The sequence below is a fragment of the Streptomyces sp. NPDC027672 genome, from assembly GCF_055566335.1.
Window position 1 is genome coordinate 38221 of the sequence record NZ_JBVHSO010000003.1, and the last position, 14673, is coordinate 52893.

Annotated in this window: 9 protein-coding genes; all 9 read right to left on the reverse strand. The window is 73.2% G+C overall.

Annotated features, from left to right (window positions below):
• Positions 1-85: 85 nt before the first annotated feature.
• The 9 genes from ACZ4SV_RS08525 to ACZ4SV_RS08565 all read right to left on the reverse strand — a co-directional run bounded on the left by ACZ4SV_RS08525 (position 86) and on the right by ACZ4SV_RS08565 (position 14604).
• Positions 86-1012: an SDR family NAD(P)-dependent oxidoreductase gene (locus ACZ4SV_RS08525; RefSeq protein WP_397981784.1), complete on the reverse strand. Its 927-nt coding sequence runs from the start codon at positions 1010-1012 to the stop codon at positions 86-88.
• Positions 1009-2208 (reverse strand): FAD-dependent monooxygenase, encoded by a 1200-nt coding sequence (locus ACZ4SV_RS08530; protein ID WP_468002560.1) that lies wholly within the window; start codon positions 2206-2208, stop codon positions 1009-1011. The genes ACZ4SV_RS08525 and ACZ4SV_RS08530 overlap by 4 nt, the downstream gene beginning before the upstream one ends.
• Positions 2209-2236: 28 nt before the next feature.
• On the reverse strand, positions 2237-9463 hold the full coding sequence (locus ACZ4SV_RS08535) for an amino acid adenylation domain-containing protein (RefSeq protein WP_468002562.1): 7227 nt from the start codon (positions 9461-9463) through the stop codon (positions 2237-2239).
• A gap of 364 nt (positions 9464-9827) precedes the next feature.
• Positions 9828-10388, reverse strand: coding sequence for a hypothetical protein (locus ACZ4SV_RS08540; RefSeq protein WP_468002564.1), 561 nt, complete (start codon positions 10386-10388; stop codon positions 9828-9830).
• Between the two features lie 222 nt (positions 10389-10610).
• A complete protein-coding gene (locus ACZ4SV_RS08545; protein WP_468002566.1) occupies positions 10611-11039 on the reverse strand; it encodes a VOC family protein in 429 nt (142 codons plus the stop codon).
• A gap of 86 nt (positions 11040-11125) precedes the next feature.
• Positions 11126-12076 (reverse strand): MDR/zinc-dependent alcohol dehydrogenase-like family protein, encoded by a 951-nt coding sequence (locus ACZ4SV_RS08550; RefSeq protein ID WP_468002568.1) that lies wholly within the window; start codon positions 12074-12076, stop codon positions 11126-11128.
• Between the two features lie 86 nt (positions 12077-12162).
• A complete protein-coding gene (locus ACZ4SV_RS08555; protein WP_468002570.1) occupies positions 12163-13350 on the reverse strand; it encodes a methyltransferase domain-containing protein in 1188 nt (395 codons plus the stop codon).
• Positions 13347-13484, reverse strand: a complete 138-nt coding sequence (locus ACZ4SV_RS08560; RefSeq protein WP_468002572.1) for a hypothetical protein — start codon at positions 13482-13484, stop codon at positions 13347-13349. Before ACZ4SV_RS08560 ends, ACZ4SV_RS08555 begins: the two co-directional genes overlap by 4 nt.
• Before the next feature lie 262 nt (positions 13485-13746).
• A complete protein-coding gene (locus tag ACZ4SV_RS08565) occupies positions 13747-14604 on the reverse strand; it encodes an SDR family NAD(P)-dependent oxidoreductase (RefSeq protein ID WP_468002574.1) in 858 nt (285 codons plus the stop codon).
• Positions 14605-14673 lie beyond the last annotated feature (69 nt).

A 14673-nucleotide genomic window follows, 5' to 3' on the forward strand; every position in this document is an offset into this window, starting at 1 on the left:
GTCCGGGAAACACCGAGAGCGCCGGGATCACCGGCGCTCTCGGCACAGGGGGCGAGGGGAAGCTCCGCAGGGGCGGAGGAGAACCTCAGCCGGTCAGCGGACGCAGGTAGCGGTCCAGGAGCCGGTCCGGCAGCAGCCGGGCCAGCACCGCCAGTTTGCGGACGTCCGGGCCGACCCGGTAGCGGGTCCGGGGCCGGGGCGCGGCGAGCGCGCGGGCGACCGCGCGCGCCATGTCCTCCGGAGTGGTCCGGCTCTCCTCGGCGCCCCGCTCGTTGCCGAGGAGGAACCGCGTGAACCGGTCCTGGTACAGCGCGGCCACCTCGGGGCTGGTGTGGCGCAGCGCCTCCTGGGCCACCTCGCCCACCTTGCCCCAGATCGGCGTGCTGATCGCGCCGGGCTGCACGACGCTCACCGACACGCCGAAGCCGCTCAGCTCGCGGCGCAGCACGTCGCTCAGCGCCTCCTTGGCGTACTGGGCGGCGGCGTACGCCCCGAGGTACGGCAGCGCCACCGTGCCCAGACCCGAGGTGACGTTGACGATCCGGCCCCGGGAGCGGCGCAGCTGCGGCAGGAACTCCTGGGTGACGGCGAGCTGGCCCACCACGTTGGTCTCCAGCTGCCAGCGCAGCCGGTCCGCCGGTACGCACTCCAGCGGGGCCGAGACGCAGACGCCCGCGTTGTTGACCAGGCCCCACAGGTTCCCGCCGTCGCCCAGCCGCTCGGCGACGTGCCCCGCCGCCGAGCGGACCGACTCCGCGTCGGTGACGTCGATCCGCACCGCCTCGACCCGGCCGTGCCCGGACGCCCGCACCAGTTCGTCGCCGTCGGTGTCCCGGCGTACCCCCGCGAACACCCGGTAGCCCAGCCGCTCCAGATGGAGCGCGGTGGCCCGGCCGAGCCCGCTGGACGCCCCGGTGACCAGGACCGCGCGGCCGAGCGGCACCACCGGGGCGGGCCCGGGCCCGGGGTCCGTCCGCGGACCCCGGGCGACCGGTGTGCTCGCCGCGGTCATCGGCTGCCTTCGGGCACCGCGGCCGTGAGCGCGGGCTGCTCCAGCGAGAACGTGAGCGCCTGTTCGAGGGTGGCGGTCAGTTTCCGGTCCGGCATGAACCGGAAGTAGGCGTCCCGGACCGGCCGGCGCACCGGGTTCTCCGACTGCTCGAAGTCGCTGACCGAGCGGGAGGCCGCCACCATGGCCCGGGTGCGCTCGCGGCGGTCGTCCTCGTACGCCCGCAGCGCCGCCGGTATGTCCGTGGCGTCGCGCAGCCGGTGGGAGAGGACCGCCGCGTCCTCGATCGCCATGCCCGAACCCTGGCCCAGACTGGTCAGCATGGGGTGCGCCGCGTCACCGAGCAGGGTGACCGGGCCCTGGCCCCAGCGCTCCAGGAACACCCGGTCGCGCGAGGGTACGGCCAGGATGTCGGCCTCGGGGGTGACGGCGATGGCCTGCTCGACCTCGTCCGCCCAGCCGGCGAACGCCCGCGCCACCTCCTCCTTGCCGCCGCGCCAGTTGTGCGAGCGCGCGGTGGGCATGTTCTTCGTGCCCCACCAGTACAGGGTCCCGCCGCCCATGTCGACCAGGCCGAACCGCTGGCCGCTGCCCCAGTAGTGGGTGACCGAGCCCGGCGTGAAGCGCGGATGGCTGAACGGTGTCAGGGCCAGCCAGACGATGTAGCCGCTGTCCCGGGACTTCTCGGGTCCGACCAGTTGCCGCCGGATCGCGGACTGGAAGCCGTCGGCGCCGATCAGCACGTCACCGTGGGCCTCCCGGCCGTCGGTGAAGCGGACGGTGACCGCGCCGGAGACGGGATCGGTGACGAACTCCCGGGCGGTGACGCCCAGGTTGAGGGACACGCCGTCGGTGGCCTCCAGCAGCGCCTGCTGGAGCGCGGAGCGGGTGATCAGCACGCTCGGCACGCCCAGCCGGCGGATGATCGACGGGAACGGGAACTCCCTGATCAGCCGGCCGCGCGGGGTGCGCACATGGTAGGACTCCAGGACCTGGCCGCGCTTTTCCAGATTGAGGTCGAGCCCGATGGAGCGCAGCGCTCCGATGGCGTTGCTCATCACCGACAGCCCGGACCCGGCCGCCCGCAGCTCCGCGGCCCGCTCGTAGACCTCGACTTCCCAGCCGGCGTTCCGCAGTGCGGCGGCGGCGGTCAGGCCGCCGATCCCCGCTCCGATGACGAGGGCCTTGCGCCTGCTCATTGCGCTTCCTCCGGTTTCCGCTGTCATCTCACTCCCCGATCAGTTCGTCGACCACTCGGGCGACGTGCGCGATGTGCGGCTCTTCCATGATGGTCAGGTGGTCGCCGGGCACGTCGATCACCGTCAGCTCGCCGCTGGTCCGTTCGCGCCAGCCGTTGGTGGGGTCACGGTGCATGGACTGGATCGCGGTGTGCATGGTGTCCAGCACCTCGGGCAGCGGCTCGCTGGCGTGGATGAGGACCATGTCCTGGTCCACCACCTCGGGCCGGTAGGCGAACGCCGCCCGCCAGTTCGCCTCGTACACCTGGAACAGCCGGTGGACGACCGCCCCGGTGGCCCCGGGCGGCAGCACGCCCTCGTCCACGGCGAGCTGGGCGATGAAGTCGAACTTCTCCTCCAGCGTGGTCAGTTCCGCGGGGATCACCTCCTCCGGCGAGTCACCGCCGCGCCGCAGCCACAGCAGTTCCCAGAAGAACCAGCTCAGCAGCGCGTCGTCGCTGGTGCGCAGCCGCCGGCCCGGGTTCAGGGCGGTGGTGTCCAGCAGCACCAGACGGCCCACCTCCTGTCCCTGGGCGCGCAGTTGCCGGGCCATCTCGAAGGCCACGAAGCCGCCGAAGGACCAGCCGCCGATCAGGTACGGCCCCTCGGGCTGGACCTCGCGGATACGCGCCACATAGCTCGCGGCGATCTCCGGGACGCCGTGCAGCGGTTCGGTGCCCGCGTCGACGCCCGCCGCCTGGAGGGCGTAGAACGGCCGGCCGGCCGGCAGGTGGGAGGCGAACCGGATGTAGCACAGCACGTTGCCGCCCATCGGGTGGACGAAGAACAGCGGGCGTGCGTCTCCCTCCTTCCGGATCGGCACCAGCGGGTCGAACCCGGCCACGGTGCCGCCGGCCCGCAGCCGGGCCGCCAGCTCGGCGACCGTGGGCGCGGCGACGAACTCCGACAGCGGCACGGCCGTTCCGTAGCGCTGCTCGATCAGCACCACCAGCCGCATCGCGGTCAGGGAGGTGGCGCCGAGGGCGAAGATGTCGTCGTGCACGCCGAGCCGGTCCACGCCCAGCAGTTCGCGCAGGATCTCGACCAGGACCGTCTCGTACGCGTCGCGGGGCGCGGTGACGTCCCGGGAACCGCCCGTGGCGGTCAGGGGTATCTCGCGCAGGGTCTTGTCGTCGCGCTTGCCGCTCGGGGTGAGCGGCAGCGCGTCCAGCCACTGGAAGTGCGAGGGCACCAGATAGTCGGGGAGCGCCGAGCGCAACTGCTTGACCAGGCCCGGCAGGTCGGTCCCGTCCGGGTCGCCGACCAGGAAGGCGGCGAGGAACGAGTCGTTGCCGTCCCGGCGCCGGGCGACCACCGCCGCCTCCGTCAGCCCCGGGTGGTCACCGGCGAACCGGGTGATGGCCAGCTCCACCTCGGCCGGCTCCACCCGGTAACCGCGCACCTTCACCTGGGAGTCGGACCGTCCGGTGCACACCACCGAGCCGTCCGGCAGCAGGTAGCCGAGGTCGCCGGTGCGGTACAGCCGCTCGCCCGGAGCGCCGGGCCGGGGCACGAACCGCTCGTCGGTCAGGTCCGGGCGGCCCGCGTAGCCGAGGGCCAGGCAGACCCCGCCGAGATGGATCTCGCCGGTGACGCCGGGCGGCACCGGACGCATCCGCGCGTCCAGCACCAGCACCTCGGCCCCGTCGACCGGCGTGCCGATCGGCGGCAGCGGCGGGAAGGCCGCCGGGTCCCCGGTCATCGTGTGCCGCGTCACCACATGGGACTCGGTGGGCCCGTACTGGTTCTCCAGGATCACCCCGGGCAGCGCGGCGCACAGCGCGCGGATCTCCTCGGTGACCCTCAGCTGCTCACCGGAGGAGAGGATCGCCTTGAGCGAGCCGGGCACGGTGCCCAGGGCGTGCGCCGCCTCGGCGAGCTGCTGGAGGGCGACGTAGGGCAGGTAGAGCCGTTCCACCCGCTCCTGGTCGAGCAGCCGCAGCAGGGCGGGCAGATCACGGCGTTGCTCCTCGGACAGCAGCAGCAGCGTGCCGCCGCCGCACAGCGTGGAGAAGACCTCCTGGAACGAGACGTCGAAGCTCAGCGGCGCGTACTGCGCCGTCACCCCGCCCGCGACACCGCTGGGTTCGGCGTTCTGCCAGGCGACCAGGTTGGCCAGCGCCCGGTGCGGCATCTCCACGCCCTTGGGCGTGCCGGTGGAGCCGGAGGTGAACAGCAGGTACGCCACGGACGCCGGGTCCAGGGCGGCCGGCGGCCGGCCCTCGGCGGCCGCGCCGTCCGCCGCGTCCAGCAGCGCGGTGGCCCGGACGACCGGCTTGCCCCGGCCGCTGCCGAGCCGCTGGGTGAGGTGGGCGGCGTCGGTCTCGGTGGTGGCGTGGGTGACCACGGCCACCGGGTCGGCCTGCTCCAGCATGGCCGCGATCCGCTCGCGCGGATAGGCGGTGTCCAGCGGCACGGTGGCGGCGCCCGCCTTCAGCACACCGAGCAGGACGGCGACCGTCTCCGGTGAGCGCTCCATGGCGACGGCCACCCGGGCGCCGGGCCGCGCGCCCAGCGCGGTCAGCCGCCGGGCGGCCCGGTCGGCCGCGTCCGCCAGCTCGGCGTAGGTCCAGCGCCGGTCGCCGTGGACCAGCGCGATCGCGTCGGGGGAGCCGGCGGCCCGCTCCTCGAAGGCGCGCACCACGTCGGGCACGGGCCGGGCCGCCGGGACCGGTCCCAGGGGCTCGGCGAGGAAACCGAAGTCCACCGGCTCCTCGCCGTGCCCGACGACCCGCTCCAGGATGCCGGTGAAGGCCCGCCCGTGCAGCTCGGCCTGGCTCTCGGTGAACAGCCGGCCCTGGTAGTCCATGCGCAGCCAGATCCCGCCGCCGTCGGGTTCGGTGACGGCGTTGACCAGCAGCGCGAAGTTGGTCTCCTCCCAGGTCCGGAAGTCCAGCGAGCGGATGCCGGGCAGCGCGAACACCTCGGCGAGCTGGTGGAAGTGGATGTAGTTGAACGCCGTGTCCAGGACGCCGTGTCCCAGGTCCTCCTGGATCGCGCTGAGCGGATAGCGGCGGTACGGGTGACCGGTCTGCTCCTGCCGGAACGCCTCCCGTACGGCGCCGAGCCAGTTGTCCGGGGTGCCGGTCACCCGGACCGGCACGGTGTTCAGGAAGAGCCCGGTGGCCCGCTCGGCGTCCGCAAGCTCCGGCCGGCCGTGCGAGACCAGACCGGTGACCAGGTCGTCCTGACCGGAGAACAGCCGCAGCGTCAGCAGGTGCACGGCCAGCAGCACGGACTTCACCGGCACGGTGTGGGTGCGGGAGAACTCCCGCACGGCCTCGGTGAGCGAGGCGGGCAGGTCCAGCCGGCGGGTGATCTGCTCCCCGCTGCCGGGCGCCTCGTGCGGCCGGAACCCGGCCAGTTGGAGCTGCGGCGCCCCGGCGAGGTAACCGGCCCAGTGCTCCCGGGCCTCGGCCGAGCCCAACGCCCGCCGCTCGGCCAGCAGATGATGGGCGGCCATCGCCTCCGGGGCGTCCGGGACGGCCTTGATCGGCTCGCCCAGCAGATGGGCGTAGTCCTGGAGGAGTTCCCGCATCAGCGTGGCGACGCTGCCGCCGTCCAGGATGGCGTGGTGGAAGCTGAGCACCAGCTCCGCACTGGCCGGCAGCACATGGACGCGCAGATGGTGCAGCGGGGCGCGCTCGACGTCGTACGGATGGCGGCGGCGCTCCTCGATGTGCGCCTCGATGACCTTCTCCGCCTCCTCGGCCGGAACGTCCCGCAGGTCCGCGATCTCCAGCGCGCCCTCCACCGTGGCGTCCACGATCTGCAGCGGCTCGGCGCGGCCGCCGAGGTCGAAGGAGGAGCGCAGCGCCGGGTGCCGGGCCAGCAGCAGCCGGTGGGCGGTGGCGAACGCCTCCGGGTCCCAGGCGGCGAAGGCGAAGCTGTAGCGGAAGACGTCCCGGTACATCCCCGAGTCCGGCTCGACCCGGCTGTGGAAGAGCATGCCGAGCTGGAGCCGGTTGGCCGGCCAGGCGTCCTCGTGCTCCTCCAGCCCGGCCCGGTCCACCCCGGAGACCAGCGCGAACGGCTCCAGGACCGGCTGCTCGGCCGGGCCGCCGGCCGTGGTCAGCGGCGCCAGCGCGGCCACGGTGGGGTTGCGGACGAGGTCGCTGAGGTCGAAGGGGTAGCCGCGGCGCTCGGCCAGGGCCCGCACCCGCAGCATCAGGATCGAGTCGCCGCCGAGCGCGAAGTAGTCGTCGTACACGCCGACCCGCTCCGCCCCGAGGACCTCGGCCCACACCTCGGCCAAGGCGGTCTCGGCGGCGTTGCGGGGCTCGGTGTGCGCGGGCCGGTCGTGCGTCGCGGAGGGGGCGGGCAGGGCCCGCCGGTCCGCCTTGCCGTTGGGCGTCAGCGGTACGGCGGCGATCCGCACGAACACCGCCGGGATCATGAACTCCGGCAGGCTGTGCGCGAGTTCGTGCCGCAGCGCCACCGGGTCGCGCTCCTCGTCCGCGACGTAGTAGCCGACCAGCCGGGTGCCGAGCGCGGGACTGTGGTGGTCCACCACCACGGCGTCGCGGATGCCGGGCAGCGACGCCAGGGCGTTCTGCACCTCGCCCAGCTCCACCCGGTTGCCCCGGACCTTCACCTGGCCGTCGATCCGGCCCAGGTACTCGATCTCGCCGTTCGCCAGCAGCCGGGCGAGGTCACCCGTGCGGTACAGCCGGCCGCCCGGCGCGAACGGGTCCTCGGTGAACTTCTCGGCGGTCAGCTCCGGCCGCTCCAGGTAGCCGCGGGCCACCTGGACACCGCCGATGCACAGTTCGCCGGGCACCCCGACGGGCTGCGGCGCGCCGTACGGATCGAGCACCCGCAGCGCGGTGTTGGCGACCGGGCGGCCGATCGGCACCCGCCGCACCGGCTGTCCGGGGACGGTGGGGCAGTCGTGGTAGGAGACGTCCACGGTGGCCTCGGTGGGCCCGTACAGGTTGGTCAGCGCCGGGCCGCCGGGCCGGGCGCCCAGCACCCGGGCGAACTGCTCGACCCGGGCGGCGGGCAGCGCCTCGCCGCTGCAGAACACCTGCCGCAGGCTCGCCGCCTGCGCGACCAGCGCGGGTTCCGCCTCCAGCAGGTCCAGGAAGGGACCCAGCATGGACGGCACGAAGTGCAGCACGCTGACCCCGCGGTCCGCGATGGTGCGCAGCAGCACCCGGGGGTCGCGTTCGCCGCCCACCGGCAGCAGCGCCAGCCCCGCGCCCTCCACCGCCCACCAGAACAGCTCCCACACCGACACGTCGAAGGAGACCGGCGTCTTCTGCAGCAGGGTGTCACCGGCGCCGACCGGGTACCGGGCCTGCATCCACGCCAGCCGGTTGACCACCGAGTGGTGCTCGACCATGACGCCCTTGGGCCGCCCGGTGGAGCCGGAGGTGTAGATGACGTACGCCAGGTCCCGCGGCCCGGCCACCGGTTCCGGCCGGCCGGTCGGCCCCTCGCCGACCGCCCGGCGCGCATCGAGCACGGGCACCCCGGCCGGGACGTCCGGCTCGGGCGCTCCGGGGCCGGTGAGCACCGCCCGGGCCCGGCTGTCCTGGAGCAGGAAGGCGATCCGCTCGGCCGGGTAGGCGGGGTCGACGGGCACGTAGGCGGCACCCGACTTCAGCACGCCGAGCAGCGCCGGCACGGTGAGCGGCCCGCGCTCCAGCAGTACGGCGACCCGGTCACCGACGGTGACGCCCTCGGCCCGCAGCGCGTGCGCGACGCGGTTGGCGCGGGCCTCCAGCTCGGCGAAGGTCAGCTCGCCGCCGTCGGCCGCGGTCACGGCCACCCGGTCCGGGGTGCGCGCGGCCTGCTCCTCGAACAGCCCGTGCACCGTGGCGTCGGAGCGGTACGCGACCTCGGGGCCCTGCTGCAACCCGGCCAGCCGGTCCCGTTCGGCCGCGGTGAGCACCGGCAGCGCCGCCGCCGGCAGCCCGGGTTCGTCCAGCCCGGCCAGGGCCAGGGTCGTCAGGTGGCCGGCGACCGCCTCGATCGGGAAGTCGGCGTCGAACACGTCCGTCGCGTAGTCGAGTTCGATCCGCAGGTCGGCGTCGTCGTCGAACGCCTGGATCAGCACGGAGAGCGCGTCCTGCTCATGGACCGGAGCCGTGATCACCGCGTCCCGCGCCACGTCCGCCGGCGTCTCGGGGCGCGGTCCGCGCAGGTAGGACACCACCACGTCGAACAGCTGCCGGGAACCCGCCGCGTCCGCCGGCAGGTCGCGCAGTACGTCGCCGAGGGCCAGCCGCTCGTGCTCCCGCACCGCGTTCGCCCGCTCCCGCACCAGGCCGGCCAGCTCCCGCAGCGTGACCTTGTCGCCCACCGGCACGCGCAGCGGCAGGTTGTTGGCGAACTGCCCGGCGGTAGCGCGCTCGTCGTCGGTGAGCCGGTTGAGGAACGGCACCCCGAGGACGATCTCCTCCGAGCGGTGCACCCGGGACAGATAGGCCGCGAACACGGCGGTGAGGTACGCGAACGGGGACGAGCCGCCCGCCCTGATGCGGGCGACCAGATCACCGCCGAGCGTGAACGTGTGGTGCCCGCGCCGCGCGCCGTCGGCCGGGCGGTCGGGGACACGCTGGAAGAGCACCGGGGCCACACCCTCGAGCGCGGTCCGGTGGAACGCCCGTGCCGCCTCCCGCTCCGGTGACTGCCGGTAGGCCGCGTCGACGGCGACGAAGTCCCGGTACGAGGGCGCGTCCCCGGGACCGGCGCCGTCCGCCGTGTCCGAGGTCAGCCGGGTGTACTCGGCCCAGGTCTCGCGGCTGACCTGGCTGAGCGTCCAGGCGTCGACGACCAGGTGGTGTGCGCCGAGGTGCAGGTGCAGCACCTCGGCGCTCTCCCGTACCACCGTCGCGCGGAACAGGGGGGCGTCCCGCAGCGGGAACGGCCGGACGAAGGCACGCTCCCGCCAGGACTCCCAGGCGCGCTCCGGCTCCGCCTCCCCGGACAGGTCCACCCAGTCCACGAGCGCCTCGGGGGCGTCGGAGGGGCTCGGGCTGTCCGCCGGCCACTGGTAGGGGACACCGTCGCGCTCGCCGAACCGCAGCCGGAAGGCGTCGTGCCGGGCCAGCGTCCGGGCGAGCGCCGTACGCAGCGCCGCCGCGTCCGCCGGCCCGGTGATCCTCTCCTCGATCACGACATTGAACTGAGGACTGTTCGGTGTCTGGGATTCTGCCGCCCAGATATCATGCTGGTACGACGTGAGCGGAAAATCGCGGCATGCAGCCACAACGATTCCTTTCTCTTTCCTGAGTCTCTTTCCCGAGCGAATGAGAAGATCCACGGGAAATGAATTCCGGACACCGGTAGCCCAAAACGTAATGACGTGATCACGATAGGTGTGGATACCGTGGCGCGACTACTGCGTGCGTGGGTAGCCGCCCCTACTCACTTGAGTCGTCAACGAGTGGTGAGCCGCCCTGAACAGCACTTTCCTGACCCCAGTCCCGGCCACACGCAAACGACCCGCCTCCACGAAATGTGAAGACGGGTCGCTTTGTGCCGACGGAGGGCCGATTACCGTGAGGCTCGCCACCCCACGGAGCCGGCCGCGGAAAGAATTCTGTGCGAACCGCTGTATGTGCGCGGCCCGCTTAGACCGGGGCGACGACCAGGCTGGCGGTTCCGTTGGTGCTCTGAAGGCCGGTCGTGGCGCAGGCGGTCAGGCTCAGCTGGGGCTCCACGACGACTTTGGTGACGGCGCTGCCCTGGCCGAAACCGGAGGTGACCGACCCCAGGGCGGTGACCACGGTCGAGCCGTCGGCCGCCCGCGCCGCCGTGGTGCTGACATAGGTCACGGTGCTGCTCTGGCCGGTGTTCCAGGCGTACGTCTCGGACGTGACGGTGTTGGGCGGCGTCAGGGCCAGGAGGCAACTGACGTCGCGGGTCCGGGAGAAGGCGGCCGTGCCGCTGCTGACCCCGGTGGTCAGCGAGGTACAGCCGAAGTTCTCGGTGACCGTGATGTCCGTGGACCGCAGCGTGTTGGTCAGGGGCGGGTCGTAGGAGGCGTGCTCCGAACCGACCGCGCAGACGATGTCCACTCCGGCGGCGTGAGCGGCCGGCGCCACCAGGACACCTCCCGCGACCAGGGTGAACACGGCCGCCGAGGCGGCTGACGCGCGGCGCGTTACGAGCGCGCCCAGGAGACTGCGCATGAAGGTGCTCCCTTTCTCCGGCTTTCTCCGGGGTGGTCACCCGCCGTGACCGGCGGGTGACCCGAGAGCCCCAGGGTGGCGGCGGGCACTCCCCGCGGCAATGGCCCGGCCGGACCGGGCTTCACTCTGGCCCGCTCCGGCGCACCGGCGCGCCAGGGCCCACACCCCGTGCGCGGCCCCTGCCCCGCCGCCGCCCGCCCGTTCCTCCGGCTGGTCACGCCCTCAGTCGATGCAGAACTCGTTGCCCTCGATGTCCAGCATCGGGATGCACGCGTCGTTGCCGTCGTACAGCGTCTGCACGTGTACCGCGCCGAGCGGGATCAGCCGTGCGCATTCGGCCTCGAGTGCGGCGAGGCGCTCTTCGCCCACGAGTCCGGTGCCGACCCGGACGTCGAGGTGCACGCGGTTCTTGACGACCTTCCCTTCGGGGACGCGCTGGAAGTACAGCCGCGGGCCCACACCCGAGGGGTCGACGCAGGCGAACCATGCGTCCCGCTGCTCGGGAGGCTGCGCACGCCGGTAGTCATCCCACGTGGCGAAGCCCCCCGGCGGCGGCGGTACGACGTACCCCAGCACCTCGCACCAGAAGCGGGCGAGGCGCTCGGGTTCCGCGCAGTCGAAGGTGACCTGGAACTCCCTGATCGCTGACATCGGTGCACCGTACCGCCCACCGCCACGACCCTGCCGCTCCTTTTCCGAGGCGGCCCCGTCCCCTCGCACCCCCGACCGCCCCGTCCTCACCAGTAGTCGCGTCGGGGCAGTTCCCCCCAGACATCCGGAGGCCCGGTCACGGCACGTCTGTCGGTCGGGCGCAGTCCTGCGAAGGCACAGGAGTAGGCCACGGCGTTGTGCTGGTAGAGGTACGAAGCCAGCACTTCCTCGGAGGTGTCGTTCTCGTACGGTCCCCCGCCCGGGTGCAGGTCCCAGCCCTCGATGGTTCCCTCGCGGGCGATGCTGCCTTGGTTGCCGCTCTTGGGATTGGCGTACAGGCCGTAGCAGAACGTGCCGGCGGACAGCCGGGTGAGCACGCCCGGCATCTGCGGCGCGTATCCCCAGGGCTGCGTCACGACGCAGCCGCCCGGCACGGAGGTCACGCCGATGATCTGCAAGCTCTCGTCCATGTCGAACTCGTACGGATCTTCCAGCAGTTCCTCGATGACTTCGCCCTTCACCGGCGCCGCCTCCAGCCGGCGCACCGCCTCGGCCGCGTCGATGCCGGCCACGCAGGCCAGCCCCGTACCGTCGTAGGGGAAGGTGCCCAGCGCCGTGGTGAGCCGACCGGCCTCTTGCGCTGCCGCACGCTCCCTGTCGGTCAGCCGCACCCCTTCCGGCACCGGGAACAGGCCGGGCGTCGGTCCGGCCAGACTCAGCCGCCCGGGCGACCAGCCGCCGAGCGACAGCCGCCAGGGGTCGGCCCCGGCAGCGACGAGGGCCCGTGCGTTCTCCGGCTTCCTGGACACGACGGCCTCCCAAAGCGCCGTCACGCCGTTCTCCACCGCGTCCACATCCACGACTCGACCGGCCAACTCGGCGACCACCTCGCAGGATCCGAACGCGGCTGCGCGGTGCAGAGGCCGGCCCCCGCTCCACTTCTCTGGATCGGCACCTATGCCGAGGCGCCGTCGCACGTCGTCGGCGTCCGTCCAGTCCCAGCCCATACCGGCCCAGGCGTCACTCGCTGCTGACACGTTCCCCTCCGCCATGTCGCACGCTTTCGCTCCACGTTGGCATACGGCACTGACACCGGGGACCGGACCGCGTCGGCCTGTTCCGCCTATTCGGGAACGGGCCAGGACTCGTTCGCGGGATCGTCCAGCCAGGCGCGCTGGCCGGATGCGTCGACGGTGAGACCGAACCGTGTGACTCCCGGGCATCCGCGCTCAGTCCACCAGTCGTAGGCGGCACGGACTTCGTCCCACAGGCGCCGGGACCCGGACTGCCACACGGAGGCGCGGTGCCGGCCGTCGCGGAACATCACGCAGGCCCAGGAGGTGTCGTGGAGGCTGTAGAACCAGACGGGCCGGGCGCCGTCCCGCTTGTCCGCCGCTGCCTGGCGGCACCGAGGCACCCGGAGACCGAGGACGAACGGCAGGTCCGTGAACTGGCCCGTGAGGAACTCCTCCTCGGTGAGGGGCACCGTGGTCTGGTCGGCGTGCTCAAGAGGACCCGCGGTCAGGTAGTCGGCGGGGCGGAGCGCGGGGCTGCGTTGCGCGCGCAGCTTCATGAACTCCACCAGCCTGGTGAAGGGCCCCGTGGCCGTGTCGCCCTCCACCCGCAGGCGGGCCATGGCGTCGGCGTTGCCGTAGGCCGTGCCCCAGGGGGCGAGGATCACGCCGCCGTGCCGGGTCTGCCGGATCCATTCCCCGGGCAGGCGGCGGATGCCGGCGGTGGCCAGGATCCGGTCGTAGGGGGCCGCGTCGGGGTGGCCGCCGAACCCGTCGCCCACCACCGTCCCGGGGTGACACCCCAGCTTGAGCAGACGGTCGCGCGCCAGTGCGGCCACCGCTGCGTCCACTTCGATGGTCGTCACGTTCGACGCCCCGAGCCGGTGACTCAGCAGGGCCGCCGTCTCACCCGTGCCCGTGCCCACGTCCAGCACCCGCATGCCGGCTTCCACGTCCAGGTCCCGCAGCAGGGAGAAGACGGTCGAGGGCATGGACGAGGAACTGGTGGCCAGCTTCCCCGGCCCGGGGCCCGGGTGCGCGCCGTCGTCCCACTGGGTGACGATGGGGACGTCGCTGTCGGCCGCCGCGTACCAGGCGTCCGGGTCGGTCCGCTTGTCGACGCGGACACTCGCGCGACGCGACAGGTCGTAGGGCCACATCAGCTCCGGGAGGAACGCGGCGCGGTCGACGGCCGAGAACGACGGCGCCCAGTCCGACGACAGCGCACCCGACGCCATGAGGGCCCGCCCCAGCTCGGTGCGGCCGGGGCGGTCCGCACGCGGAGCGGCGGCTGTCACTTGCGATGCTTTCCGTCACCCTCCGGGCTGGAACCGTCGGGGCTCGGAGGCTCCTCCGGCGGCGTCCACGGGGTGCCGGGGTTGCCGTCTCCCTCGTCGCCCGCCTGGGTGCGCGGGGAAATGCGTAGGCTCATCGCTTTTCCTCCCATGGTGCCGGTAAGTCGTAACTTCCGGATTGTGGAAGCTGTCGACGGGTGGGAGCCAGCCGCTTTCCGGCCAACGTCACGCTGTGTGTTCCCGCGGGCGCGCGGCGCCCATCACCGCGTCTCCTGGTCCGTGCCGTCCGACCGCATCCGCCCCGACCTGAGCACACCAGCGCTCCACGCCTCCACCGCAGTGCTCCCCGGTACGTGCGCCCCGCTCACCGCGGGCGCTCCCGGTCGGCGTACGCCCCGCTCACCGCGGGCGCTCCCGGCCGGCGAGACCCTGCTCTCCCGCGCGGTAGCGGGGGGCCAGACCGGTACCGGATCCGTCACGCAGGGCGAGTTCCGCGTCGGCCAGCCGGGCCACCGCCGTGGGGTCGGGCAGGCCGGGGACGCACACCACCTCACCGGACTCCAGGGCGGCGAGGGACGCGGTGACGACGTCGGCCGCGGGCATCCCGCCCTCGTCGTGCACCCGCGCCTCCCCGGGTACGGGAGCCTCACCCGTGCCGAGGTGGAACTCGGTCGCGGTGAGTCCGGGGCACACCACTTGGACCCGCACCGGCGTGCCGGCCAGTTCCGCGGCGAGTGTCCTGGTGAACGTCGCCAGATACCCCTTGGTGCCCCCGTACACGGCGCGGTGGGGGAGAGGGCCGGGCGGCAGGGCGCCGGCGAACGCGAGCAGCGAGGCGACGTTGACGACCGCGCCACGGCCGCGTGCCAGCATGCCGGGGAGGACGGCACGGGTCAGCACCGTCGGCGCCGTGACGTTCACGTCGATCACCTTGGTGAGCAGGGCGGGATCGGCCTCGGTGAAGGGCCCGTAACCGTTGATCCCGGCGTTGTTCACCAGCAAGGACACGTCCTCGGCGGCGACCCGCTCCGCGACCCGCCTCAGGTCCGTGGAATCGGCCAGGTCGGCCACCATCGGCTCCACCTCGGCCCCGGTCTCCGCACGCAGCCGTTCCGCCAGGACGCCGAGTCGCTCGGCACGCCGGGCGACCAGCACGAGGTCCCAGTGCCGACCGGCCAGCCGGGCGGCGTACTCGGCACCGATCCCCGACGACGCCCCGGTCACCATGGCTCGTCCGGCTCTCTCGTCGTACGCCATGACGACCCCCTTCGCTCGGTTGGTGCGCCGCCCGGGAACGGCCGGGTGTCCCAGCGTGCTCCTGGCGAA

What these genes read in the sequence shown, in the direction of transcription:
- ACZ4SV_RS08560 (WP_468002572.1), bottom strand. Translation starts at nt 13,484, where the DNA reads ATGAGCCTACGCATTTCCCCGCGCACCCAGGCGGGCGACGAGGGAGAC.
- ACZ4SV_RS08540 (WP_468002564.1), bottom strand. Translation starts at nt 10,388, where the DNA reads ATGCGCAGTCTCCTGGGCGCGCTCGTAACGCGCCGCGCGTCAGCCGCC.
- ACZ4SV_RS08545 (WP_468002566.1), bottom strand. Translation starts at nt 11,039, where the DNA reads ATGTCAGCGATCAGGGAGTTCCAGGTCACCTTCGACTGCGCGGAACCC.
- ACZ4SV_RS08525 (WP_397981784.1), bottom strand. Translation starts at nt 1,012, where the DNA reads ATGACCGCGGCGAGCACACCGGTCGCCCGGGGTCCGCGGACGGACCCC.
- ACZ4SV_RS08530 (WP_468002560.1), bottom strand. Translation starts at nt 2,208, where the DNA reads ATGAGCAGGCGCAAGGCCCTCGTCATCGGAGCGGGGATCGGCGGCCTG.
- ACZ4SV_RS08565 (WP_468002574.1), bottom strand. Translation starts at nt 14,604, where the DNA reads ATGGCGTACGACGAGAGAGCCGGACGAGCCATGGTGACCGGGGCGTCG.